The 25,072-nt window shown below is 62.6% G+C and carries 23 protein-coding genes; 20 read left to right on the plus strand and 3 right to left on the minus strand.

What is annotated here, in order from left to right; all coding sequences use genetic code 11:
• Positions 1 to 80 precede the first annotated feature (80 nt).
• From VI26_RS13100 to VI26_RS13115, 4 genes are read left to right on the plus strand one after another with little or no spacing between them, the layout of a single operon-like run.
• Positions 81 to 2,504 carry a fimbria/pilus outer membrane usher protein gene (locus VI26_RS13100; protein ID WP_048410198.1) on the plus strand — a complete coding sequence of 808 codons (2,424 nt, stop codon included), beginning with the start codon at positions 81 to 83 and terminating at the stop codon, positions 2,502 to 2,504.
• 14 nt (positions 2,505 to 2,518) lie between these two features.
• Entirely contained in the window at positions 2,519 to 3,241 is a 723-nt protein-coding gene (locus VI26_RS13105; protein ID WP_048410199.1) for a molecular chaperone, read from the plus strand.
• A 23-nt stretch (positions 3,242 to 3,264) separates the two neighbouring features.
• Entirely contained in the window at positions 3,265 to 4,284 is a 1,020-nt protein-coding gene (locus VI26_RS13110; RefSeq protein WP_156183872.1) for a fimbrial protein, read from the plus strand.
• A gap of 42 nt (positions 4,285 to 4,326) precedes the next feature.
• Positions 4,327 to 4,854: a fimbrial protein gene (locus tag VI26_RS13115; protein WP_048410201.1), complete on the plus strand. Its 528-nt coding sequence runs from the start codon at positions 4,327 to 4,329 to the stop codon at positions 4,852 to 4,854.
• A gap of 68 nt (positions 4,855 to 4,922) precedes the next feature.
• Here VI26_RS13115 and VI26_RS13120 read toward each other — a convergent pair whose 3' ends face one another.
• Complete coding sequence (locus VI26_RS13120; RefSeq protein ID WP_048410202.1) at positions 4,923 to 5,792, minus strand: serine hydrolase; 870 nt, start codon at positions 5,790 to 5,792, stop codon at positions 4,923 to 4,925.
• A gap of 224 nt (positions 5,793 to 6,016) precedes the next feature.
• Here VI26_RS13120 and uvrB point away from each other — a divergent pair, with 224 nt between their 5' ends.
• A complete protein-coding gene (gene uvrB / locus VI26_RS13125; RefSeq protein ID WP_048410203.1) occupies positions 6,017 to 8,029 on the plus strand; it encodes an excinuclease ABC subunit UvrB in 2,013 nt (670 codons plus the stop codon).
• Positions 8,030 to 8,240: 211 nt separating this feature from the next.
• On the opposite strand, the gene VI26_RS13130 is transcribed toward uvrB, so the two are convergent.
• Positions 8,241 to 9,209 carry a bile acid:sodium symporter family protein gene (locus VI26_RS13130; protein ID WP_048410358.1) on the minus strand — a complete coding sequence of 323 codons (969 nt, stop codon included), beginning with the start codon at positions 9,207 to 9,209 and terminating at the stop codon, positions 8,241 to 8,243.
• A 96-nt stretch (positions 9,210 to 9,305) separates the two neighbouring features.
• On the opposite strand from VI26_RS13130, the gene VI26_RS13135 reads away from it, so the two are divergent.
• Entirely contained in the window at positions 9,306 to 10,208 is a 903-nt protein-coding gene (locus VI26_RS13135) for a LysR family transcriptional regulator (protein WP_048410204.1), read from the plus strand.
• Here VI26_RS13135 and VI26_RS24570 read toward each other — a convergent pair.
• Positions 10,117 to 10,485, minus strand: coding sequence for a hypothetical protein (locus VI26_RS24570; protein WP_156183873.1), 369 nt, complete (start codon positions 10,483 to 10,485; stop codon positions 10,117 to 10,119). The two genes, VI26_RS13135 and VI26_RS24570, sit on opposite strands and share 92 nt — an antisense overlap.
• 435 nt (positions 10,486 to 10,920) lie before the next feature.
• Between VI26_RS24570 and VI26_RS13140 the strand changes: the two genes are divergently transcribed.
• The 14 genes from VI26_RS13140 (at position 10,921) to VI26_RS13205 (ending at position 25,067) form a co-directional block, all read left to right on the plus strand.
• A complete protein-coding gene (locus VI26_RS13140; RefSeq protein WP_048410205.1) occupies positions 10,921 to 12,108 on the plus strand; it encodes an EAL domain-containing protein in 1,188 nt (395 codons plus the stop codon).
• Between the two features lie 59 nt (positions 12,109 to 12,167).
• Positions 12,168 to 12,677 (plus strand): molybdopterin-dependent oxidoreductase, encoded by a 510-nt coding sequence (locus VI26_RS13145; protein WP_048410206.1) that lies wholly within the window; start codon positions 12,168 to 12,170, stop codon positions 12,675 to 12,677.
• A 10-nt stretch (positions 12,678 to 12,687) separates the two neighbouring features.
• Positions 12,688 to 14,910: an ATP-binding protein gene (locus VI26_RS13150; RefSeq protein WP_048410359.1), complete on the plus strand. Its 2,223-nt coding sequence runs from the start codon at positions 12,688 to 12,690 to the stop codon at positions 14,908 to 14,910.
• A gap of 201 nt (positions 14,911 to 15,111) precedes the next feature.
• On the plus strand, positions 15,112 to 15,528 hold the full coding sequence (locus VI26_RS13155) for a low molecular weight protein-tyrosine-phosphatase (protein ID WP_231581018.1): 417 nt from the start codon (positions 15,112 to 15,114) through the stop codon (positions 15,526 to 15,528).
• A gap of 55 nt (positions 15,529 to 15,583) precedes the next feature.
• Positions 15,584 to 16,291: a chemotaxis protein CheB gene (locus VI26_RS13160; RefSeq protein WP_048410208.1), complete on the plus strand. Its 708-nt coding sequence runs from the start codon at positions 15,584 to 15,586 to the stop codon at positions 16,289 to 16,291.
• Between the two features lie 14 nt (positions 16,292 to 16,305).
• Positions 16,306 to 17,682 carry a sigma-54 dependent transcriptional regulator gene (locus VI26_RS13165; RefSeq protein WP_048410209.1) on the plus strand — a complete coding sequence of 459 codons (1,377 nt, stop codon included), beginning with the start codon at positions 16,306 to 16,308 and terminating at the stop codon, positions 17,680 to 17,682.
• A gap of 2 nt (positions 17,683 to 17,684) precedes the next feature.
• On the plus strand, positions 17,685 to 18,005 hold the full coding sequence (fliE, locus tag VI26_RS13170) for a flagellar hook-basal body complex protein FliE (RefSeq protein ID WP_048410210.1): 321 nt from the start codon (positions 17,685 to 17,687) through the stop codon (positions 18,003 to 18,005).
• 101 nt (positions 18,006 to 18,106) lie between these two features.
• Positions 18,107 to 19,801: a flagellar basal-body MS-ring/collar protein FliF gene (gene fliF / locus VI26_RS13175; RefSeq protein ID WP_231581019.1), complete on the plus strand. Its 1,695-nt coding sequence runs from the start codon at positions 18,107 to 18,109 to the stop codon at positions 19,799 to 19,801.
• Positions 19,794 to 20,792: a flagellar motor switch protein FliG gene (fliG, locus tag VI26_RS13180; RefSeq protein WP_048410212.1), complete on the plus strand. Its 999-nt coding sequence runs from the start codon at positions 19,794 to 19,796 to the stop codon at positions 20,790 to 20,792. The genes fliF and fliG overlap by 8 nt, the downstream gene beginning before the upstream one ends.
• A complete protein-coding gene (locus VI26_RS13185; protein ID WP_048410213.1) occupies positions 20,773 to 21,612 on the plus strand; it encodes a FliH/SctL family protein in 840 nt (279 codons plus the stop codon). The genes fliG and VI26_RS13185 overlap by 20 nt, the downstream gene beginning before the upstream one ends.
• On the plus strand, positions 21,593 to 22,987 hold the full coding sequence (gene fliI / locus VI26_RS13190; RefSeq protein WP_048410214.1) for a flagellar protein export ATPase FliI: 1,395 nt from the start codon (positions 21,593 to 21,595) through the stop codon (positions 22,985 to 22,987). Before VI26_RS13185 ends, fliI begins: the two co-directional genes overlap by 20 nt.
• A gap of 9 nt (positions 22,988 to 22,996) precedes the next feature.
• Positions 22,997 to 23,446, plus strand: a complete 450-nt coding sequence (gene fliJ / locus VI26_RS13195; RefSeq protein ID WP_048410215.1) for a flagellar export protein FliJ — start codon at positions 22,997 to 22,999, stop codon at positions 23,444 to 23,446.
• 62 nt (positions 23,447 to 23,508) lie between these two features.
• Positions 23,509 to 24,438 carry a flagellar hook-length control protein FliK gene (locus tag VI26_RS13200; protein ID WP_082151055.1) on the plus strand — a complete coding sequence of 310 codons (930 nt, stop codon included), beginning with the start codon at positions 23,509 to 23,511 and terminating at the stop codon, positions 24,436 to 24,438.
• 107 nt (positions 24,439 to 24,545) lie between these two features.
• Positions 24,546 to 25,067: a flagellar basal body-associated FliL family protein gene (locus VI26_RS13205; RefSeq protein WP_048410216.1), complete on the plus strand. Its 522-nt coding sequence runs from the start codon at positions 24,546 to 24,548 to the stop codon at positions 25,065 to 25,067.
• The last annotated feature ends 5 nt before the right edge of the window (positions 25,068 to 25,072 follow it).

Raw genomic sequence — 25,072 nt, forward strand, 5'->3', positions numbered from 1 at the left:
GCAGGACCTTTGCCATCGCGGCGTGCGCGCCGTTTCCGAGCTTCATCTTTTTCTTAAGATCCAAGGGATAACTGGCAGGCATGAACAAGCTTCGCACTCACATCGTGGCAGTCGCACTGGCGTTGACGCCTTGCTTCGCGTATGCGGTGGAGTTCAACGACGCCTTCTTGCAGCTGGAGCCCAATAGCAGCGTCAATCTCGAGCAGTTCGAGAAAGCCGGTTACATCGTTCCCGGCCGCTACATCGTCGATATCTACCTGAATCAGCGTTTTCTGCAGCAGCTTGAGCTCAATTTCCGGGCGGAAGGCCAGGAAGGGGATGTGCGCCCCTGTTTGCCGCCGGAACTGATCCGATTGCTGGGCCTGCGTCCGGGCATTGTCTGGCCGCAAGAGGCCGAGTGCGTGGACTTGCCGGCGATCAGCGCGGCCAAGGTGCGTTATTCCAAGAGCAGCGGTCGCCTGGATATATCGGTTCCGCAGGCGGAACTGGCCTACCGCGACGACGATTACGCGCCGCCTGAGACCTGGAGCGACGGCGTGCCGGCGGCCATGCTCGATTACCGCCTGTTCTACCAGCGCACCGATAACGGTCTGGGCACGAGCAGCAGCAAGGTCACCAGCTACGGCGTGGCCGGCGCGAATGCCGGCCCGTGGCGCCTGCGTTCCAATTACCAGTTCGACAATAGTATTTCCAATGGCAGCAAGCTGAAGTGGAACTACACCCAGGTGTACCGCGATCTGCGCAGCCTGCAGGCGCGGCTCGCCTTTGGCGAAGTCTTCAAGACTTCGGATATTTTCGACGCCTTCTCCATGCGCGGCGTCACGCTGTCCAGCGATGAGCGGATGATCCCGCAGAGCCTGCGCGGCTATGCGCCGCAGGTCAACGGCGTGGCCAAGACCAATGCCAAGGTGACCATCCGCAACCAGGGCCGCGTGTTGTACACCACCAATGTGCCGCCGGGGCCGTTCGTGATCCGCGATCTGAACAGCACCACCCAGGGTCAGTTGGAAGTGACGGTGGAGGAGGCCGATGGCAGCAAGCAGGTGTTCTCGGTCAACACCACGTCGGTGCCCTTCCTGACCCGCAAGGGCATGTTGCGTTACAAGGCGGGCCTGGGGCAGGCGGATCAGAGTCGTAGTTCGGCCAAGCCCAATATCGGCACCGGCGAAATCTCCTACGGCTTGACCGACACCTTGTCGGTGTACAGCGGTTTCATCGCTTCGGCGGATTACCGCTCGCTGGCTTTCGGTTTCGCCAAGGATGTCGGCAGCTGGGGCGCGTTATCGGCGGACGTGACTCAGGCCAATGCGCATCTGCGCAACGGGCAAGACACCTCCGGCCGCTCTTACCGCTTCAACTACGCGAAAAAACTGGAACGCCTGGACGCGGACGTGCGCTTGTTCGGCTATCGCTTTTCCGACCGCAACTTCCGCTCGCTCGGCCAATATCTGAACAATCTGGACGGTTTGACCGATTACAACGACAAGCAGCGCGTAGGCCTGACCGCCAGCAAGTCCTTTGGTCGCACCACGCTGTATCTGTCGGCGGAAAAGTCCACTTACTGGAACGCCGCGGCCAGCCAGCGCGTGGATATGTCGCTGAACCGCGACCTGGACATCGGCCCGCTGCGCAATGTCAGCGTCAACCTGTCGCTGCAGTCGGTGCGGGACCAGAGCGGCAATAGCTCGCGGGTGTACCTGAGTCTGAGCATGCCGCTGGAAAACAACCGCCGCATCAATTACGACCTGCAACAGAGCGCCGGCAGCACCAGCCATCGCGTCGGCTTCTCCGACAGCAGCCGGCCCAACCACAATTACAGCATGTCGGTCAGCACCGACAGCCAGACCGGCAAACCGACGCTGGCCGGCGACTATCATTACACCGGCGGCGTGCTGCAGGCGGACGCGTCCGCCAGCAAGCAGCAAGGTGGTTACAGCAGCCTGTCGGCGGGCATGGGCAGCTCGCTGGTATTGCACGCCGGCGGCCTGACCATGGGCAACGCCTCTTCCGGCGAAACCCGCCTGCTGGTGAACGCCGACGGCGTCGCCCAAGTGCCGGTGTACGGCAGCGGCGCGCTGACTGATCGCAACGGCTACACCATGCTCTCCGGCATGGGGCCGTATCTGAGCCAGGATGTGCGCCTGGACGCCGACAATATGCCGGACTCGGTGGAGGCCAGCGCGGTGGTGCGTCGCGTGGTGCTGACCGAGGGCGCGGTGGGCAAGGCCGAGTTCCCGGTCAAGGTTGGCCGCAAGGCGTTGCTGACGGTAAGGCTGCCGGATGGCAAAATGCCGCCTCTTGGCGCGGCGGTGACCGACCTCGCGACCAAGCACGATGTCGGCATGGTGGGCGACAGCGGCCTGACCTATGTCACCGGTCTGAGCGCCTCCGCGCAGCTGGAAATCAGCTGGGGGCAGCAAAGCTGCCGCCTGGAAGCGCTGCCGGCCGACTACGACTTGAGCCAGGGCGGACGCGATGCGCTGTGCGCGCCGCTGGCGAAATAAACAAGGAATCCAATATGAACGCATTGCAACGCGGCCTGGGCCTGCTCGCCGCCCTGGCGCTGCCGCTGGCGGCCCAGGCCAATATCCTGCTGGACCGCACCCGGGTGATCTACCTGGAACAGGACAAGAACGTCAGCATGGTGCTGACCAACAAGAACCCGGACCAGCCCTATCTGGTGCAGTCCTGGCTCAGCGATGGCGCCGGCAAGAAGCTGGGTTCGCCCTTCCTGGTGCTGCCGCCCTTGCAGCGCATCGAAGCGGGCGAGAAGGGCGTGATCCGCTTGAGCCGGATTCCCGACAACAGCCTGCCGGCCGATCGTGAGTCGCTGTTCTATCTGAATGTGCAGGAAATTCCGCCCAAGAGCGACAAGGACAATGTGTTGCAGCTGGCGATCAAGTCGCGGATCAAGGTTTTCTACCGTCCCAAGGCGGCGCAGCTGCCGCGTGGCGACAACCCTGCCAACAAACTGCAACTGAGTCATGCCGACGGCAAGCTGGTGTTCAAGAATCCGAGTCCTTATCACATCACCTTGATCGGCATGAGCTTGCCGGGCGAGAAGACGCCACGAGACCTGGATGGCCTGATGGTGCCGCCGCAAGGCGAGGCCTCGTATGCGCTGAAGTCGCTGCCGGCCAGCCTGAAACTGACCAATATCAATGATTACGGCGCGCAGGACACTTACACCTTCGTCTGCGCGAACCAGGCGTGCAGCTACCGCGAAGACAAGCCGCAGTAAGCACGGGCATTCAGGGGAGAGCCATGTTGAATCGACGATTGCCGCGCCTGGCGCTGATGCTGGCCCTGGCCGCGCTGCCGGCGCTGAGCCATGCGCTGGCTTGCAAGGAGAACGGGCGTGATGGCCAAGTGCTGATCACCGAGGACATCGGTTCCACGGTGGCGGTGCCGGTCACGCTGGGCGAGGGCGAGATCATCTGGCACTCCAGCCAGCGTTCTGTCAGCGTGTCTTGCTATAAGGACCACGACGGACTCCGTAATGCCGAGGATGTGTTTTTCTACCCGAATCCGCGTAATAACAGCGCGCCGCAAGGGGTGAAGTTCGGGGTGATGTACAACGGCCAGGCCTATTTCGATCCCAAGCAGCGAATCGCCACCGGCAAGACGATTCCGGCTTGTCCCAAGAAGGATTATCCGGATATCAAGAACTGCCCGACCACCGATTTCAACCTGGATTTCCAGGTGGTGATCGCCACCAAGCCCAAGTATCCGGGCAGCGGCAATGTCGGCGTGACGCAGTTTGAAGTGATGCAGTTCGACGGGGTCGGCGGCATCAACGATATCAAGGGCAGCAATCTGGTGTACAAGGTCACCGGCCTGGACAAGATCCGCTTCATCCAGTGCGCGGTCAAGGTGGCGCTGAACCCGGCCAGCAATACCCTGGATTTCGGCCGCATCACCAAGACCGACAAGGGTCTCAATCCGGCGGTGCCGCGCAAGGATTTTTCCCTGAGCCTGGAAAAAACCTGTGACGATCCGGTCAAAGTCAACGGCTATTTCCGCGGGGTGAACGGCAAGGTGGACGATTACACCGCGCGCCTGGTCAGGAAGGGCGGGGACAAGGACAGCGGCCTGGGACTGCAACTGTTCTTCGGCGATGGGCGCAAGCTGCGTTTCGATCAGTCCGAATATCTTGCCGACTTCCGCAAAGGCGACCGGCAGAAGATCGTGCCGATGTACGGCACCATCGTGCCTAGCAATCTGGGGCAGGTGGAAGAAGGGCCGTTCACCGGCAGAGTCAATATTGATCTGGACTACCTCTGAGCGTCAGGCTCGGAGGCCTAGGATGGCAGGAGAGGATAGAGAATGAAACCTTGGGCATATTTGCTGGCGCTGCTGTGCGCGGCGCCGCTGGCGCAGGCTGCCGATGGCATGCTGGATGTGCATGGCGAACTGGTGATGAGCGCCTGCGGACTGGACCCGAACTCCCAAAGGCTGGAAGTGGGGCTGGGTCTGGTGTCCTCGCAGATGTTCAAGCGCATCGGAGATCGCTCGCAGCCGGTGCCGTTCAATATCCGCCTGACCGAGTGCTCGATAGACACGCTGACCACGGTGGCGGTGCGCTTCTCCGGCGCGCCGGACCAGGAAAATCGCGCGCTGATGGCGATCACCGGCAGCGCGGAAGGCGTCGGCATACGGCTGCAGTCGCCCACGGGCAGCGATATTGTGCTGGGTGAATACTCTCCGCTGGTCAATCTGACCAATGGCAGCAACAGCCTGCGTTTCAACGCGATGTATGAATCGACTCGAGGCCCGGCGGTGCAGGGGCAGCCGGGCGGCATTCAGCCGGGTTCGGCCAACGGCCTGGCGCAGTTCGACCTGCGTTATATGTAAGCTGCCAAAATCATGAACACAGCCCTGTCGTCGCTAGACGGCAGGGCTGTGTTGGTTTCGGGCGGAACTCAGCCGGCCAGCCAGCTGCCGGGGTGCGCCTCCAGCCAGGTCTTGATGCTCTTGGCGTCGTTGACGCGGGCGGCGCTGCCGCCGGCGGCCAGCAGCACGATGATCAGCGGCTGCGAGCCCACCGTGGCCTGCAGCACCATGCAGCGGCCGGCCTCCTGGATGTAGCCGGTCTTCTGCAGTGAGATATCCCAATCGCCCTCGCGCACCAGCGCATTGCTGTTCTTGTATTGCAGCACGCGGCGGCTGACCGACTGGATCTGATGTTTCTCGGTGGTGGTGAAGGCGCGGATCAAGGGATAGCCATGCGCGGCGCGCACCATGCGCGCCAAGTCGGCGGCGGTGGAGGTGTTGCGCATGTCCAGCCCGGTGGCGTCATGGAATATGGTTTCGGTCATGCCCAGGCTGCGCGCCTTGCGGTTCATGCGTTCAACAAAGGTGGCGGTGCCGCCCGGCAACGCGGTGCGGGCCAGCGTGGCTGCGGCGCGGTTTTCCGACGACATCAAGGCCAGCAGCAGCATTTCCTTGCGGCTGAGCGTGGTGCCCACCGCCAGGCGGGAAGAGGTGTTCTTCACCCGGTCGATCTCGGCTTCGGATACCGTCACTTCCTGGTCCAGCGAGGCGCCGGAATCCAATAGCACCATCGCCGTCATCAGCTTGGTGATGGAGGCTATGGGCATGCGTTGATGGATATTCTTCTGATACAGCGGTTCACCGGTAATGCCATTAAGCACCAGCACCGAATGAGAACTCAGTCGCGGCGCGGCCTGGTCGGCCATCTGAGTGGCCACCATCACGCCGGACGGCGAACCTGCCAGCACCGGCATGGCTAAGGCCGCGGATACCAGCAGGCTTGCAATTTTCTTGATCATGCGTCACTCCAGGGAGAGCGGATTTTAACGAAACTTGGACTGAATAAATAAACCTTCGGCATATTAGCGGCAAGGCATGGATTTATATCAGTCTGACTGTATTTTAAACAATGTTTTGACTGTGTATAGCCTGAATCGCGGCTTTTTTATAGGGCACGGTAACGGGGGTGTGAATGGCGGCCGAAGCGCGTAGAATCAGGCCATCTCCTCCGACGTCCCGAGCCATGCCGCGCACCTATCCCAACAGCCCGTTCAAACTGCATCAACCATTCGAACCCGCCGGCGACCAGCCCGGCGCCATCGCCCAACTGCTGGAAGGGCTGGAGGATGGCTTGTCCTATCAGACCCTGCTGGGGGTGACCGGCTCCGGCAAGACTTACACCATGGCCAATGTCATTGCGCAAAGCGGCCGTCCGGCCATCATCATGGCGCATAACAAAACCCTGGCCGCGCAGCTGTATAGCGAAATGCGCGAGTTCTTCCCGGAAAACGCCGTCGAGTATTTCGTTTCTTACTATGATTACTATCAGCCGGAAGCCTATGTGCCCAGCCGCGATCTTTTTATTGAAAAAGACTCCAGCATCAATGAGCACATCGAGCAAATGCGGCTGTCGGCGACAAAATCCATTCTGGAACGACCGGACTGCATCATCGTGGCGACGGTGTCTGCAATTTATGGTATCGGCGATCCTTCCGATTACCATCAGATGATTCTGCATTTGAAAGAAGGGGAAACCCTGGCGCAGCGCGACATCATCAGCCGGCTGACCACCATGCAGTACGACCGCAACGATATCGACTTCGGCCGCGGCACTTTCCGCGTGCGCGGCGATGTGATCGACATTTATCCGGCGGAGAGCAGCGATACCGCGCTGCGTGTCAGCATGTTCGACGATGAGGTGGAAACGCTGACGCTGTTCGATCCGTTGACCGGGGTGACCAAGCAGCGGGTGGGGCGCTTCACGGTCTTCCCGTCCAGCCACTATGTGACGCCGCGCGACACCGTGCTGCGCGCCTGCGAGCACATCAAGGAAGAACTGCGCGAGCGCATCGAGCGTTATCAGAAGGACGGCAAGTTGGTGGAGGCGCAGCGCCTGGAGCAGCGCACCCGCTTCGATCTGGAAATGCTGTACGAAATGGGGTTCTGCAAGGGCATCGAAAACTACTCGCGGCACTTCTCCGGCCGCGGGCCGGGCGATCCGCCGCCGACGCTGATCGACTACCTGCCCAAGAACGCGTTGATGTTCATCGATGAATCCCACGTCACCGTGCCCCAGGTCGGCGCCATGTACAAGGGCGACGCCGCGCGCAAGGCCAATCTGGTGGAATACGGCTTCCGGCTGCCATCGGCCGCCGATAACCGGCCGCTGAAATTTCACGAGTTCGAGCTGCTGATGCCGCAGACCGTGTTCGTGTCCGCGACTCCGGCGAACTATGAGAAGGAGCACGCTGGCCAGGTGGTGGAGCAGGTGGTGCGTCCCACTGGCCTGGTGGATCCGGAGATGGAAGTGCGGCCGGTGGCCACCCAGGTGGACGACCTGTTGTCAGAGATCCGCCTGCGCATGGAGCGCGGCGAGCGCGTGCTGGTCACCACGCTGACCAAGCGCATGGCCGAGCAACTGGCGGACTATTACACCGAGCACGGCATCAAGGTGCGCTATCTGCACAGCGATATCGACACCGTGGAACGGGTGGAAATCCTCCGCGACCTGCGCTTGGGCGTGTTCGACGTGCTGATCGGCATCAACCTGCTGCGCGAAGGCCTGGACATTCCCGAAGTCAGCCTAGTGGCCATTCTGGATGCGGACAAGGAAGGCTTCCTGCGCTCGGACCGCTCCTTGATCCAGACCATAGGCCGCGCCGCGCGCAACCTCAACGGCAAGGCCTTGCTCTACGCCGACCGTATCACCGATTCGATGAAGCGGGCGATGGACGAGACCGAACGCCGTCGTGCCAAGCAGATGGCCTTCAACGCCGAACATGGCATCGTGCCCAGGGGCGTGGAGAAGAAGATCAAGGACATCATCGACGGCGTCTACAGCGTGGAAGACGAGCGCAAGAAGCTGGTGGACAACGCGCGCGTGGCGATGATGGACGAAAAGACGCTGGCCAAGGAAATCAAGCGCCTGGAGAAAGAAATGATGGAAGCGGCGCGCAATCTGGAGTTCGAAAAGGCGGCCGGCTTGCGCGATCAGCTCAAGCACTTGAAGGAGCAGGCCTGGGTCAACGATCTGTAAGAACCTGTTTACGATCTGCTGCGCGTCGGCGGAATAGTTAGACAAGGGCGTTAAAAACGCTTTCAGAATGCTCATGTACCACCTGTACATTCCGCTTCTTCAACCGTTTTCGCCTTGTCTCGCCTTAGCTCGCGAGATCGTAAACAGGTTCTAAGCCCGGTGCCGCTGTCGGCGCAACGCCCCGCTCGAGTCCGAGCGGGGCGTTGGCTTTTCAGCGCGCGCGCTCCGCGTGCTGGCGGCGATAGCGCTGCGCCAAGGCGGCGCAGGCCATCAGCTGGATCTGATGAAACAGCATCAGCGGTAGCACGATGGAGCCCAAGGCCGGCGCGGCGAACAAGACCTTGGCCATCGGCACGCCGCTGGCCAGGCTCTTCTTGGAACCGCAAAACACGATGGTGATCTGGTCCGCGCGCGAAAAGCCCAGCTTGCGGCTCAACAGCATGGTGAGCGCCAACAGCAGGCCCAGCAAGACCAGGTTGACCAGCAGCAGCGCGGCCAGCGCTTGTGGCGGCGTCTGTTGCCACAGGCCGCTGATCACCGCGGCGCTGAATGCGGTATAGACCACCAGCAGGATGGAGCCTTGATCGACATAGCGCAGCAGGCCCTTGTTGCGGTCCACCCAGCCGCCTATCCAGCGGCGGGCGATCTGGCCGGCGATGAAGGGCAGCAGCAACTGCATCACGATGTCCAGCACCGGCCCCCAACCCTGGCCGGCGCCATGATGCTTGACCACCAGCAGGCTGACCAGCAAGGGGGTGATGAAAATGCCCAGGATATTGGACGCGGTGGCGCTGCAAATGGCGGCGGGCACATTGCCCTGCGCCATCGAGGTGAAGGCGATGGACGACTGCACGGTGGACGGCAGCATGCACAAATAGAGGATGCCCAGGTAGAGCTGCGGCGTCAGCAGCGGCTGCAATACCGGCTGTAGCAGCAGGCCGAGCGCGGGGAACAGCAGAAAGGTGCAGCCCAGCACCACCAGATGTAGCCGCCAGTGGCTGGCGCCGGCCACTACCGCCTCGCGCGACAGCTTGGCGCCGTGCAGGAAGAACAGCAGCGCGATCGCCAGATTGGTGATCAGGTTGAAGGCGGCGGCGATGTCGCCGGAGCAGGGCAGCAAGGTGGCCATGGCCACGGTGGCGAGCAGGGCGAGGGTGAAGGCATCGAGAAATCGGGGCATGGGGCGAAACAGGGTGATGATCGAGACCTTGCTATTGAAGCGCAGCATCATTGACAATACAAATGCATTTATCTGATTAATTCATGAGTTATTGATATGAATGTCTCTTTGCGGCAGTTGCGGGTGTTTCAGGCCGTGCTCGAGCATGGTGGTTTCAGTCGCGCCGGCGCGGCACTGGGGCTGACCCAGCCGGCCGTGAGCCGCGCGGTGCGGGAGCTGGAGCAGGCATTGGAATTGCGCTTGTTCGACCGCACCACCCGCGAGGTGGTGGCGACCGCGGCGGGACTGCGGCTGCAAGGCAAGCTGACGCGGGTATTGGATGAACTGGAGGACGCCTTGCAGGCGGCGCGGCTGGAGGGCGCGCAGGCGCACGGCGTGGTGCACGTGGCCAGCAGTCCCACCTTGTCCGCCAGTCTGATGCCTTTGTTGCTTGCGCGCTGCCGTCAACATTACCCGCAACTGCGGTTGGTGCTGCACGATCAGGTGCAGCGCCTGAATATCGAGGCAGTGCAGAATGGGCTGGTGGATTTTGGCCTGGTAGTGGAGCCGGACGCGGCGACGCCGCTGGAAAGCGAACCTTTGCTGGAGGATGATTTCTGGCTGGTGTGTCGCCGCGACCACGCGCTGGCGGGGCAGGCGGCCGCGCATTGGACGCAATTGAGCGGTCAGCCGCTGGTGCTGCTGGATCACAGCTCAGGCAGCCGTCGGCTGATAGACGGTTTGCTGGAACAGCACGGTGTTGATTGCGAGGTGGCGCAGCAGCTGGGGCATTCTCAGTCGGTGTTCCGCATGGTCGCGGCGGGTCAGGGCGTCAGCATCAGCCCGGGTTTGGCGATGCCTTTGCCGGCCGGCAGCGATTTGCGGGTGCTGCCCTTGTTGCCGGCGGCGCGGCGGCGCATCGTGTTGATCAAGCGGCCGCACCGCTCCTTGTCGCCGCTGGCGCAGCGGGTGTGGCGGCTGGCGCTGGAGATGCGGCGGGAACTGGCTCAGGCGGCGTGACCGGACGCTTGGGGCGCTTGATGCCGGACTGCGGCAGCAACTGCAGGCGCAGGCCTGGGCTGGCCAGGCACTGACCGTTGCCCGCGCGGAACAAGGTGCCGGTCGCTCTATCGGCCCATAGTTTTCTGCCGCGCAGGGTGACGCTGGAAACCGAACGCTTGATTAGGCCCATCTCGGTGTGCAGCCAGGCGGAGCGGGCCGGCAAGCGGCGCAGGGCCGGCAGGCTGGCTTCCGTCAGATAGCCGCCATCCGGACTCAATTGATAGGTCTTGTGCATGATGGTTCTCCATGATGCCGACACAGGTGCTGGATATGTGCAATATGGTGAATATATTTACTAATTATAAGTGTTAAATGCCGGGGCCAGGACTGGTCCAAGGGATGGCCGGCGTCGAGGCGCCAGCCGCAGCGGGCAGGCTGGAAAAGCCGGACGCTGCGGGCTATCTAGATATTACGTGTCCAGATTTATCGGGCCTTGTTCATTGCACGCGTTGGTAATGCGCGACCATTCTTTGTGGCGGAAGCGCTTAAGAAACTGTTCAACGCCGCGGCGTTTCGTGGAGCGTCACACTGAGAACCCGCCTTCGAAGTGTTCATGGGCTTGTGCATTCCGCTTTCCCGGCCGCAATCCCTCTCCGTGCCGGCTTGTTGGCCTGTGAACAGTTTTAAGGGCCGGTCCGTGGCCAGGAACGCAAAAGGAGGAGCGCTGGCAATGTCGCAAATCTTGGTCATTGACGATGAGGTCGTATCCCGGCAATTCCTGATCGCGGTGCTGCAGCGGCTTGGCCTGGGCAAGGTCTCGGAAGCGGTTGACGGCCTGGACGCGCTGATGCAACTGGATGCCGGCGACCGGGTGTTCGACCTGATTTTCTGCGACCTGGACATGCCGCGCATGGATGGCATCGAGTTTGTGCGCCACCTGGGCGAGCGGCGCTATCGTGGCAAGCTGCTGATCACCAGCGGCTTTGATGGACGGGTGCTGAGCAGCGTGGCGGACCTGGCGCGCTTGTACGCCTTGTGCCTGTGCGGCGTGTTGCCCAAGCCGGTGGATCCGGTGCAATTGCTGGCCTTGCTGGCGGCGCCGGTGGAGCCGGGCGAGGCGATCAGCCTGCCGCTGGAGCGCTTGAGCAGCAAAGAGCTGCAGCAAGGCATCGCGCGTGGCGAGGTGGTACCATTTTTCCAGCCGCAGGTGGAGGTGGCCAGCGGCAAGGTGCTGGGCGTGGAAGTGCTGGCGCGCTGGCAGCATCCGCAATTGGGCTTGCTCAGTCCGCTGCAGTTCATCGAACTGGCGGAGGAGAACGGCCTGATCACGCTGCTGACCAAGCGCCTGCTGGCGGATTCCGCGCAAGCGCTGACACGGCTGGCCACGCGGCAGCGGCTGAATATGTCGATCAATCTGTCGATGCAGTCGCTGAGGGACTCCAGCCTGGTGGCCGCCTTCGTCGCCATCTTGGGCGATGCCGGCCTGGATGTGCCGCGGGTGACCTTCGAGGTGACCGAGAGCGGCGTGATGGCGGACCCGGCGCGGGCGCTGGAGATTTTGACCCGCTTGCGGCTAAAGGGCGCCGGCTTGGCGATAGACGACTTCGGCACCGGTTTCGCCAGCATGGACCGGCTGTCGCGCATCCCGTTCACCGAAATGAAGATAGACAAGAGCTTCGTGATCGACGCCGCGGCCCATGCCACCAAGCGCTCGATCTTCGAGGCCAGCGTCGAGCTTGGTCGCAGACTGGGTTTGAACGTGGTGGCCGAAGGCGTGGCGTCGGAGCAGGAATGGGCATTGTGCAGGACGTTTGGCGTGTTCGCCGCGCAGGGTTCTTTCATTTCCCCGCCCGTCGATGAGGCCTCTTTCAGCGCCTGGCTGGCCGGTTGCGGCGGGCAGATGCCGCTGCCGAGCTGAACATGGCCGGTCGGAATGAGTGCTTGTCGTGATGCATTAAATAAGAAAGCGAGAAAATCATGAATCTGTTCAAGTATCTGCCCTTGTTGCTGGCTCTGGCGGTACCTCCGTTGACAGCTTCCGCCGCCGAGACGCTGACCAAACCCAACGGCAAGGTGGTATTACTGATCAGCGGCGGCATCAGCCGCAAGAACCAGGGTGACGTTGCCGCCTTCGACATGGCAATGCTGTCCGGTTTGCCGCAGCGCAGCTTCAGCACCCACACGCCCTGGTATCCAGGGTTGACCAAATTCTCGGGGCCGCTGCTGCGCGATGTGCTGGCCGCCGTCGGCGCGCGCGGCAAATTGCTGAAAGCGGTGGCGCTGAATGATTACAAGACCGATATCCCCTTCGAAGATGTCAGCCGCTTTGATGTGATCCTGGCGACGCAGATGAACGACAAAGCGATGCCGGTGCGGGAAAAAGGGCCTTTGTTCATCGTTTATCCTTACGACAGCCGAGAAGAGTTGCGTTCCGAACTGTACTACAACCGCTCGGCCTGGCAGCTCAAATCGCTGCAGGTGCATTGAGCGTATGAACATGCCGCATCGAAACCACCTGACCTGGCGAGGCCTGATCCTGATCGGCGCGACCCTGGCTTGCGTGTTCGCCGGCGTCGTCTACATCCAACTGCGCCAGTCCGAAATGCTCAACACCGCGGTGCGCTATGAGGACGACAACATCGTCTGGGCCTATTTCCAGCTGGAAACCGAGGCGATGCGGCTGCAAACGTCGATAGAGCATGTGCTGAACCATGAGCAGGACCGCACCGAGCTGCAGGAGCGCTACGATATCTTTGTCAGCCGGGTGGGGGTGATAGACCATGGCCTGTACTCCAGCCTGCTGGACGGCACCCAGGAATACTTGCAGGCCCGTCCCAAGCTGGACGCCTTCATTCGCAAGGCCGACGCCTATTTCGGCCGCCAGGGCGGCGCCGGTCTTGATCTCGATGGCTTGCGGCGGCTGGACGCGGAGCTGGAAGTGCTGAGCGGGCCGCTGCGCGATTTGTCGTTGGTGGCGAACCAGCGCGTAGCCGAGCAAGTGGACGCGCGCAATAAAAGCATGCAGCAGCACATCCTGGTCAGTAATTGGTTGATGGTTTTCGAATGGGCGCTGATCCTGGGCTTCGCCGTCATCGTGGTCCGCCAACTGCGGCAGTTGGAACGCCGCCGCCACGAGTTGGAAGGCCTGACCGACAGCCTGGAGCAGGCGCGAGTGCAGGCCGAGGCCGGCAGCATGGCCAAAAGCATGTTCCTGGCCAATATGAGCCATGAAATCCGCACCCCGCTCAATGGCGTGCTGGGGATGCTGTCCCTGCTGGGAGATTGCTCGCCGACGCCGGTGCAGGCCGATTACATCAAGACCGCGGAGGAGTCCGCCCGGCACCTGATGGCCCTGCTCAACGATGTGTTGGACGCCAGCAAGTTGGAATCAGGCAAGCTGGACCTGGCGCCGACGGTGTGCAATTTGCGGCAGTTACTGCAGCAGTGCGAAAGCCTGATGCGTGGTCAGGCGGTGGCCAAGGGCCTGGCCATGCGCATGGCGCTGGATCTGAACGTGCCGGAATGGGTGTTGTGCGATGCTACCCGGCTACGGCAGATTCTGCTGAACCTGCTCAGCAATGCGATCAAGTTCACCGAAATCGGCGCGGTCACCATACAGGCGGAAGTGGCGGACACCGCGGCGGAAGGCTGCACCACGCTGCGGCTGACGATACGGGATACCGGCATCGGCATGGACGACGCCACGCTGGCGCGGCTGTTCAAACGCTTTTCCCAGGGGGACGGTTCCGCCATGCGTCAGTACGGCGGCAGCGGTCTTGGCCTGGAGATATCCCAGAGCCTGGCGCAATTGATGGGCGGCGGCATCACCGTGCATAGCGCGCTGGGTGCCGGCAGTGTGTTCGTGCTGTCGCTGCCCTTGCAGCCGATGCAGCCGCCGGAGGTCTGCTCCTTGCCGGAGAAGGCCGCCGACGGCGCGTTGATGCGTCCGCTGCGGGTGTTGGTGGTGGATGACAACCCGATCAATCGCAAATACATGCATGCGATGTTGCAAAAGCTGGGGCACCTGGTCACGGTGACCAAGGATGGCGCGGAGGCGTTGGATATCGCCACCCGCCAACCCTTCGAGCTAGTGCTGATGGATTTGCACATGCCTGCGATGGACGGCATCGAGGCGTCCCGGCGCCTGCGCGAACGCGCGATGACGCCGGGCATGAAAATCGTGGCGCTGACCGCGGATGCGTTTCCGGAGACGCGGCAGAGGGTGCTGAACTGCGGGCTGGACGACTTCCTGGCCAAGCCGCTGCATGTCGAGGAGTTCAGCGCGATGCTGGAACGCCAGTTCGGCGGCGCGGTGGCGCCAGCGGCGGAGGGGCGGGCGGCGCAGGCGCCAGCCATGCTGGATGTGCTGATGATAGAAAAAATGGTGGAGATGCTGACGCTGGATAAGTACCGGGAACTGGTGACGCAGTTTTTCGCTGGCAAGGGTGAGCTCATCGATGAAGTGCAATCCGCCGCCCGGGCCGGGCAGCGCGATCAAGTGCGCCGTCGCGCCCATAACCTGAAGGGCGCCGCGCTGACGCTGGGATTCAGCGCGCTGGGCGGAGCCTGCTCCGGTCTGGAGCAACAGGCACTGTCCGCGGATGCGGAGCTGGAGGAGGAGGCGGAGCAGGCCGCGGCCTTGTTTAACGCCACACGGCGCGCTTGCGTCGAATCCGGCTACCTGGCGGACCTGGACGCGCCGGCGCTGCGTTCCGATTGAGCGCGGGAACTGTCCTGCCAGGCAGTCCCGGAGCCGGCGGCAGGGCGCCGCGGAAATGATAAGATCGGGCAGGAAGCTGCGCCTTGGCGTCCCCCCGTCTGAATAATATGAGAGCCTGAATCGCCGATGAATACGCCGCGTCTATCCATTTTATTTGTCTGCATGGGAAATATTTGCCGCTCGCCCACCGCGGAGGGGGTGATGCGTGCCAAGCTGCGAGCGGCGGGCCTGGACGCGCGGATTGAAGTGGAATCCGCGGGCACGCATGGCTATCATGTCGGCGAAGCGCCGGACCGCCGCACTTGCCAGGCCGCGCAGCGACGCGGCTACGACCTGTCCGGCCTGCGCGGCCGGCAGGTGGCGGCGGAGGACTTCGCGCGCTTCGATTGGATTCTGGCTGCGGATCGGCAAAATTTGGCTTTGTTAAACGCCAAATGTCCGCCATCCTATCGCGGCAAGCTGCATTTGCTGCTGGAGCCGCTGCCCGGTGGGCAAGAAGTGCCGGATCCATACTATGGCGGCGCCGACGGCTTCGACCGGGTGCTGGACTTGGTGGAGGCGGCCTGCGATGCTTGGCTGCTCCGCGTCGTCGGCGACGCAGAGCGAGCGGCGCGGTGATTCCGCCGCGAGCAATACGGTTTTACGATAATTTCAACCAGAGCCAAGGACGCATATGGGGCAGTTGACAAGGGGCGCCGCCAACAAGCCGCTGGACGTAGTGCCCAGCCATAGCGCGGACATCATCCTGCCCAAGCAGGCCGGCAAGGTGCCGCTGGCCAGTCAGGCGGTGATCGTCATCGGCTCCTCCACCGGCGGCACCGAAGCGCTGCGCACCTTGCTGACCGCGCTGCCGGCATCCATGCCGCCCATCCTGATCACCCAGCACATGCCGGAAATGTTCACCCACTCCTTCGCCACGCGGCTGAACTCCCTGTGCAAGCTGACGGTGAAAGAGGCGGAAGACAATGAAAGGCTGCAAAACGGTACCGTCTACATCGCTCCTGGACACTCCCATCTACTGGTCAAGCCAGCGCCCACCATAGGCTATGCTATCGGCCTGCATGCCGGGCCGCCGGTGAACCGGCACCGGCCGTCGGTGGATGTGCTGTTCCGTTCCGCCGCCAATCTGGTGGGCAAGAACTGCATAGGCGTGATCCTGACCGGCATGGGCCGGGATGGCGCCAGCGGCATGCTGGAGCTCAAGCAGGCCGGAGCCTGGAATATCGCCCAGGACGAAGCCAGCTGCGTGGTGTTCGGCATGCCCAAGGAGGCGATCGCCATGGGCGGCGCCCATGAGGTGCTGGCGCTGGGCAGCATCGCCACGCGGCTGGCGGTGCTGGCCGCGCAAAGGCAGCAGCAGGCGGAACGACCCAACCCTTGATCGAATAAGAAAACATGAAGTATCTCCCTATCCTGGTGGTGGAAGACGACGCCGATCTGCGCGAAGCCATCGTCGACACCCTGAACCTGGCCGGCTATCCGACGGTGGAAGCCGGAGACGGCGCGGCTGCGTTGACTAAATTGAAGGAAGCGCCGGTCGGCCTGATCGTGTCCGATGCCCAGATGGCGCCGATGGACGGCTACGCGCTATTCGAGGAAGCGAAGAAGCGTTACCCGGGCGTGCCCTTCATCCTGATGACCGCCTACGGCGTGATCGAACGGGCGATCGAACTGCTGCGCGCCGGCGCGGCCCACTATCTGCTCAAGCCCTTCGAGCCCGCCAGCCTGATCGCCGAGGTGGAAAAGCATCTGCTGCGCATGCCCAGCGAGGGCAGCGGCGAAGTGGTGGCGGAATCCGCAGCGATGCGGCAGCTGTTCGCGCTGGCCGGCCGAGTGGCCGGCAGCGACGTCAGCGTGATGATTTCCGGTCCCAGCGGCGTGGGCAAGGAAGTGCTGGCGCGTTACATCCACCGCCATTCCAAGCGCGCCGATGGTTCTTTCGTGGCGGTCAACTGCGCGGCGATTCCGGAAAACCTGCTGGAATCCACGCTGTTCGGCCACGAGCGCGGCGCCTTCACCGGCGCGGCGCAAGCCTTGCCCGGCAAGTTCGAGCAGGCGCAGGGCGGCACCATCCTGCTGGACGAAGTCACCGAGATGCCGCTGTCGCTGCAAGCCAAGTTGCTGCGGGTGTTGCAGGAGCGCGAGGTGGAACGTGTCGGCGGCACCAGGACGCTGAAGCTGGACATCCGCGTGCTGGCCACGTCCAACCGCGATTTGCAGGCGGCGGTGGAGGCCGGCCAATTCCGCGAGGACCTATATTTCCGTTTGAATGTGTTTCCGCTGCGCATCCCAGCGCTGGCCGAGCGACGCGATGATATTCTGCCGCTGGCACGAATTATGCTTAAAAAGTACGCAGAGGCCGCCGGAAGGGGGAGTCTGGTCCTTTCCGAGGATGCGGAACGTCATTTGACGGCCTATAGTTGGGAGGGTAACATCCGCGAACTGGAGAATGTGGTGCAGCGGGCGGTGATTCTTGCCGCCGGGGCGGAAATTCTTGCCGCCGATCTGCTGTTGGACCACGACTCCGCCGCGAGCCAGGTTACCCGGATAGCGTCTGAAAAAGACAATCCCGTGTCGGATGAAACCGACATGAAAACGTTAGAGAAACGCCATATTCTGGAAACCTTGAGCGCGGTGGGCGGCGTCAAGAAGCTAGCCGCGGAAAAACTGGGCATCAGCGAGCGCACATTGCGCTATAAATTGCAGCGTTACCGTGATGAAGACGCGGCCGATGGATGTCAGGAGGTTCCAGATGGAAATGGCTTGGAGTAACCATGTCAGTGCCAAATATCGATCAACTGTTGGGCGAACTGCGCACCGCCTCGGCCTTGGCCGCGGGCAAGACCGCCAGCCCGGCCCCGGATGCGTCCCAGGTGGACTTCTCCGCTGTGCTGAAGTCCACCTTGGAACAGGTGAATTCGGCGCAGCAGACTTCGCAGGAGATGCAGAAGCAATTTGAATTGGGTGACGAGGGGGTCAATCTGCAGGACGTGATGGTGTCGCTGCAGAAAGCCAGCCTGTCGTTCCAGACCATGGTTCAGGCGCGCAACAAGCTGGTCACCGCCTATCAGGAAATCATGAATACCCAAGTCTAGCGCTGCCGGACCCGACCAGCCGGCGGCGGTGGGCTCGAACCTAAAACCACTGTATGGCTGACCTGGCAGAAGAAAACGCTACGCCCGTTTGGCGAAGCCGCATGAATGAGGCGTCCGATCGCTTCAAGGCGCTTCCCAACAATAAAAAAGTCCTGTTCCTGGCGGCTGTGGCCGCCATATTCGCCGTTGTGGTGGGCGCCGTGGTGCTGAACCGCACGCCCAGCTACAAAATCCTGTTCTCCAATATCTCCGACCGCGACGGCGGCCAGGTGGCCGCGTCGCTGCAGCAGATGAATGTCCCGTACCAGCTGGGCGAGGGCGGCACCATCTCGGTACCCTCGGACAAGGTTTACGACGCACGGCTGAAGCTGGCCGCGCAAGGCCTGCCCAAGGCCGGCGGCGTCGGTTTCGAACTGATGGATAATCAGAAGTTCGGCATCAGCCAGTTTGCCGAGCAGGTCAATTACCAGCGCGCGATCGAGGGCGAGTTGGCGCGCACCATAGAAGCGGTGGGCTCGGTGGAGAGCGCTCGCATCCATATCGCCATTCCCAAGCAGAGCGTGTTCGTGCGCGAGCAGCAGCAGCCCACCGCCTCGGTGATGCTGACCCTGTTTCGCGGTCGCCTGCTGGACGCGGGTCAGGTGGCGGGCATCTTGCATCTGGTCTCCAGCTCGGTGCCGAATTTGCCGGTCAAGAACGTCACCATCGTCGATCAGGATGGCAATCTCTTGTCCAAGCAGGGCGGGCCGGATGAAAACTCCGGTCTGGATCAGCGTCAGCTGGGTTATGTGCGCCAGATCGAGGACAGCTACGTCAAGCGTATCGAAGACATCCTGGAGCCCATCTTCGGCAAGGGCAATTCGCGTGCTCAGGTCACCGCCAGCGTCGATTTCGCCGAGGTGGAGCAGACGTCGGAAACCTTCAAGCCCAACTCCAGCCCCAACCCGTCTTCTACCCGCAGCCAGCAGATCAGCGAAAAGCTGAACAACGGCGCGGCGCTGCCGTCCGGCGTGCCGGGCGCCTTGTCCAACCAGCCGCCGTCGGCCGCTTCTGCGCCGATCTCGCTGCCGCCGGGCGCGGCGCCGGGCACTGCCACGCTGTCCGGGCAGAATATGGGCGCCTCGGGCACGTTGCAGCGCGACATCACCACCAATTACGAAGTCGACAAGACCATACAGCACACCAAGATGCCGCAGGGCGGCGTCAAGCGCTTGTCCGCCGCCGTGGTGGTCAATTACCGGCGCATGCCGGACAAGAACGGCGAGATGAAGCCGACGCCGCTGACGGCGCAGGAAGTCCAGCAGATCAATAATCTGGTCAAGGAGGCGATGGGCTTCAACACCCAGCGCGGCGACACCCTAAATGTGGTCAACGCGGCGTTCGCCGACGCCGAGGTGCCGGCCACGCTGCAGGAGAAAGTCACTGACTACGTGACCAGCAACGGTTCCAATCTGATCAAGTACGGTCTGCTGACCATCGCGGTGCTCTACTTGCTGTTCGGCGTGGTGCGTCCCATCATGCGCGACCTGGTCAAGCCGCCGGCGCCGGCCAAGGGCAGCGAGGAAGAAGCCGCGGCGCAGGCCGCCGCGGGCGGCGGTCGCCTGCTCGGCGTGGCCGGCGAAGAGGGCGAGGAGGGCGCGGCCGGTCATGCCGGCGGCGCCGCGGGCGGCGGCGATCCGCGCGAAGCGCAGATGCGGCAATACACCACCAATCTGGAAGCTGTGCGTGAAATGGTGAAATCTGATCCGCGCATGGCCGCTCAGATCATCAAGGAATGGATAAGCGCCGATGAGTGAGAACGGAGTGCGCAAGAGCGCGGTGTTGCTGTTCAGCTTGGGGCAGGCGGAGGCCGTCGAGGTGTTCAAATACCTCGGCCCCAAGGAAGTGCAGAAGATTTCGCTGGCGATGGCGGCGATCAATAATCTGAGCTACGAGCAGATTGACGATGTGGTCAGCGAATTCAAGGGCGAGTGCGCGGCGCGCGCCAGCATCGGCGCGTCCGACGAATACCTGCGCAATGTGCTGATCGAGGCGTTGGGGCCGGACAAGGCGGCCAACCTGCTGGACAAGATCATGCAGGGCAACGATCACAGCGGTATCGAAAGCCTGAAGTGGATGGACCCGTCCTCCGCCGCCGACCTGATCCGCAACGAGCATCCGCAGATCATCGCCACCATCCTGGTGCATCTGGAGCCGGACCTGTCCAGCTCCATCCTGGCCTATTTCCCCGAGCGGATGCGCAATGAGGTGTTGATCCGCACCGCCACGCTGGAGGGGGTGCAGCCGCAGGCGCTGCGCGAATTGAACGATGTGCTGACTCAGCTCTTGTCCGGCTCCGACCGCATCAAGAAGAGCGCGGCCGGCGGCATTGGCCTGACCGCGGAAATCCTCAACTTCATGGGCTCCAATGTCGAGGCCGCCGCGCTCAACTACATCCGCGAATATGATCCGGAATTGGCGCAGCGGATTCAGGACAAGATGTTCGTGTTCGAGAATATTCTGGAAATCGACGACCGTTCGATTCAGACCATTCTGCGCGAAGTGCAGTCCGATTCGCTGGTCATCGCCCTCAAGGGCACCAGCGCCGAGCTCAAGGACAAGATCTTCCGCAATATGTCGCAGCGCGCGGCGGAAATGCTGCGCGACGACCTGGAGTCCAAGGGGCCGGTCAAGCTGTCCGAGGTGGAGGCCGAGCAGAAGGAAATCCTCAAGGTGGTGCGCAAGCTCGCCGACGATGGCCAGATCGTGCTAGGCAGCAAGGGTGGTGATGAAGGTCTCGTCGAGTAATCCCATCATTCCCGGCGAAGAGCTGGAGGGCTGGAGCAGTTGGAGTCCCAACGCGCTGGACGGCCTGACCCAGAAGCTGACACCGGTGCAATTGATGGAGCTGGCGCAGCAGCGCCGGCGCCAGCGCGAGCAGGAACAGGGCGAGGCCGTTGTGGCGCCGGAAGCGGTTGCGGCCGAGCCGGAAGCGGCGGCCGAGCCGGAGGCGGAGCTGGAAGCGCGCGCGGTCAGCGGTTATCCCACCGCGGCCGAATTGGAAGCCATTCATCAAGAAGCCTGGCAATCCGGGCATGAGGTCGGTGAGGAAGCCGGTCGCGCCGCGGGATTTGAGGAAGGCTTGGCCGCCGGCCGCGATCAGGGTCTGGCCGAGGTGCGCGCCGAGCAGGAGGCGCGTTTCGCCGCCGCCTGGCAGCCCTTGCAGCAATTGAGCGAGAGCTTGACGCGGCAGATCGACCGTTTCGAGTCCGAACTGTCCCAGGACTGGCTGGCGCTGGCGCTGGAGTTGGCCGAGCAACTAAGCCATGGCCTGGCGCGGCAAAACCCCTTGCTGATCCAGGAGTTGCTGCGCGAGGCGCTGGAAGATCTACCGGCCACGCTGACTCAGGCGCGGCTGCGTCTGAACCCGGCGGATCTGGAGGTGGCGCGAGCCTTCCTGGCTCAGGAAACGCCGGAAACGCAATGGCAGTGGATAGAGGACCCCGAGGTGGAGCGCGGTGGCTGCGTGATCGATACCGCCGCGCTGCGCCTGGATTTGACCATGCGCACTCGTGTCGCGGCGCTGCGCAAGGCCTTGGGCATGGACCATGAGCCAGGATCTGATTGAGCGCCAGCGTGGCTGGCTGCGCGATTGCGCGGACAGCGCGCGCGCCGCCAAGCTGTGGCAGCCTTGCGGCAAGCTGGTGCGCGTCACCGGCATGGTGATGGAGGCGGTGGGGCTCAAACTGCCAGTAGGCAGCGCCTGTCAGGTGGCCTTGGCCGATCAGCGCCTGGTTGAGGCCGAGGTGGTGGGCTTCTCCGGCGACAAAGTGTTCCTGATGCCGTTGAGCAATGTGCATGGCTTGCTGCCGGGCACTCCGGTGATGCCGCTATCGCTGGAGCAGCCGCCGCAGTTCGGCCGCAGCGTGGCCCAGGCCGGCGCATTCGGCGCCAGCGGCCGCCAGGTGCCGGTGGGCCTCAGTCTGTTGGGCCGGGTGCTGGACTCGCTGGGCCGGCCGCTGGACGGCAAGGGCGCCATCCATCCCGATGCCTGGTTTCCCTTGCACAGTCAGCCAATGAACCCGCTGGATCGCTCGCCGGTGCGCGATGTGCTGGATGTCGGCGTGCGCGCGATCAATGGCCTGCTAACGGTGGGGCGCGGGCAACGCCTGGGCCTGTTCGCCGGCTCCGGCGTCGGCAAGTCGGTGCTGCTGGGCATGATGGCGCGCTTTACCAAGGCCGATGTGGTGGTGGTGGGCTTGATCGGCGAGCGTGGTCGCGAGGTCAAGGACTTCATCGAAAACATTCTCGGCGAAGAGGGCATCGCCCGCTCGGTGGTGGTGGCCGCTCCGGCGGACATGCCGCCGCTGATGCGCTTGCATGGCGCCGCCTATGCCACGGCCTTGGCCGAATATTTCCGTGCCCAGGGCTTGGATGTGCTGCTGCTGATGGACTCGGTGACCCGCTACGCGATGGCGCAGCGCGAGATCGCGCTGGCCATCGGCGAGCCGCCGGTGACCAAGGGCTATCCGCCGTCGGTGTTCGCGCGTCTGCCGCAATTGATCGAACGCGCAGGCAATGCCGCCGAGGGTGGCGGTTCCATCACCGGCTTCTATACGGTGCTGTCGGAGGGTGACGATCAGCAAGATCCCATCGCCGACTCGGCGCGCGCGATTCTGGATGGTCACTTCGTGTTGTCGCGCGAGCTGGCCGAATCCGGCCATTATCCGGCGATAGACATCGAACAATCGATCAGCCGGGTGATGGTGGATGTGGTGCCATCGTCGCAGATGAGCCTGGCCCGGCAATTCAAGCAGCTGTATTCGCGTTATCAGCGCAACCGCGACCTGATCAGCGTCGGCGCCTATGTGCCGGGTTCGGACCCGGTGCTGGACGAGGCGATGCGGCGTCAACTGCCGATGGTCGGCTTCCTGACCCAGCCCATGCACGAGTCGCAGGACTATTCCGCCAGCTGCGAGCAGTTGCAGACCGTGTTGTCCTGAGGCTGAGCCATGGCGGAAAGCAAATACCTATTACTGATTCGTCTGGCCGAGGATCGGCAGAAAGCGGCTGGCGAGCGCATGAGGCTGGCGCAGAACCGTCTGGCCGACGCCCGCTCGCGCCAGGAGCAGCTGGATGCGTTTCGCGGCGAATACCGGCAGCGGCTGAGCAGCCGCGGCGCGCAGGGCATCAGCGCATTGCAGTACCAGGATTTTCAACGTTTCCTCGCCCGTCTGGACGAGGCCATGGTGCAGCAGCAGGGCGAGGTGGAGCGCTGCACCCAGCGCTTCTTGCTGGAGCGCCAGGCCTGGCAGCAGGAATACAAGAAACTGAAGGCTTATGAAAAGCTGCTGCTGCGCGAGCAGGAGCGCGCCGCCGTGCGCGAGGCGCGGCTGCAGCAGAAAGCCAGCGATGAATTCGCTACCCGGCGTTTTTGGGACAATAATCATGGCGAAGAATAAGGGCGCTTGCTTGGCACGTTAGTTGCTTTAACGTCTGCGTCTTACCTTGTAGAGAGTCGGCCATGACGACACCTGTTAACACTGCGGCGGCCAGCCTGGCCAGCAGCAAAGCCAATATGCCGGGAGGCAATTTGGCCACTGCCGGCGACACCGGCGGCGGTGACCTGTTCGCCAGCCTGCTGGGCGTGCAGATGAGCGCCCTGGGCAGTTCCTTCCTGCCGGGCGCCAAGAGCGATGTCTTGGCGGACGCCGGCGCGGACAAGGACAAGCCGGCCAAGAACGAGGATGGCCAGGACGCGCTGTCCCCGTTGCCGGGCATGCCGCTGATGGCGGCCGCGCAGCCGGTCCAGCAGATGGTCACCCTGCCGCGCAATAACGATGTGCTCAGCGGCGCCAAGCTGGCGGACGTGAAGCCGGATCTCGGCGCGGTGCTGCCTGCCGCGGTCAAGATTCGCGATCTGTCGCTGCCGGGTCAGCAAAATTTGCCGGAAGACGGCAAGGTGGTGCCGCAGTTTTTGCCGCTGCAGCCGCAGGAATCGCTGATGGCCAAGCCAGCGGCGCCGACGCCCACCTTTACCGTGCAACAGCCGATAACCGATCCCAATTGGGCCAAGGCGATGAGCGAGCAGGTGATCAATATGGTCAGCCTCAAGGCCGACAAGGCGCAGATTCAGCTGAATCCGCCGCAGTTGGGGCCGATCGAGGTGACCTTGAAAATGAACGGCAACGACCAGGCCCAGGTGTTGTTCGCCGCGGCGGTGCCGGCCACGCGCGAGGCGCTGGAAAACAATATGCACCGCTTGTCGTCCATGCTGGCGGCGGGGGGCATCCAGCTGACCGACGCGCAGGTGTCCAGCGGTCAGTCCGGTCAGCAGCAGCAGGCGTTCCAGCGCGGGCAATCGCAGCGTCAAGGCGAGAGCGAGGAGCCCGAAGCAATGGATGCATTGAGCAGCATCAAGGCCGCTCGGGGCATCCTCAGCATTTTCGCCTGACCATTTGTGATAATCTCCCCTGTTCAATTGGCGGTTAAAATTAGAAAATATAGTGAAGAAATCGTTTAAGATTTCACTATGAACACCCCAGTGAACAGGGCAGATATATGGCAGAAGATAAAAAAGCGGAAAAAGCAGAGAAAAAAGCAGGGGGCGGCGGCAAATTGATGCTGATCGTCATCGTGTTGCTGGTGCTGGTGTTGGCCGCCGTAGGGGGCTTGGCTGCTTATATGTTCACCAATATGAATAAACCGGCCGCGGCCGGCGAACATGCCGAGCAAACCAAGGAAAAACCCAAGAAGAAAAAAGAAGGTCCGCCGATTTTTGAAAAATTGGATACCTTCGTGGTGAATCTGGCCGGCAATGACGGTTCCTTGCTGCAGGTGGACATGCAGGCGGAACTGGCCGACGAGGAGGCCAAGAAGAAATTCACCGATTACGCGCCCAAGATCCGCAGCGCGCTGATCCTGCTGCTGTCGTCCAAGTCCGCGGTGGAACTGGCCACGCCGGACGGCAAGGTTCGGTTGAAGGCGCAGGTCAAGCAGATCATCAATGAGTCGATGGACGCCGGCGAAGAACAGCCGGTGGAAAGCGTGCTCTTCACTTCCTTCATCATCCAGAAGCAATAAGCGTC

It is taken from the genome of Chromobacterium sp. LK1 (genome assembly GCF_001043555.1).
Classification (GTDB): Bacteria; Pseudomonadota; Gammaproteobacteria; order Burkholderiales; family Chromobacteriaceae; genus Chromobacterium; species Chromobacterium aquaticum.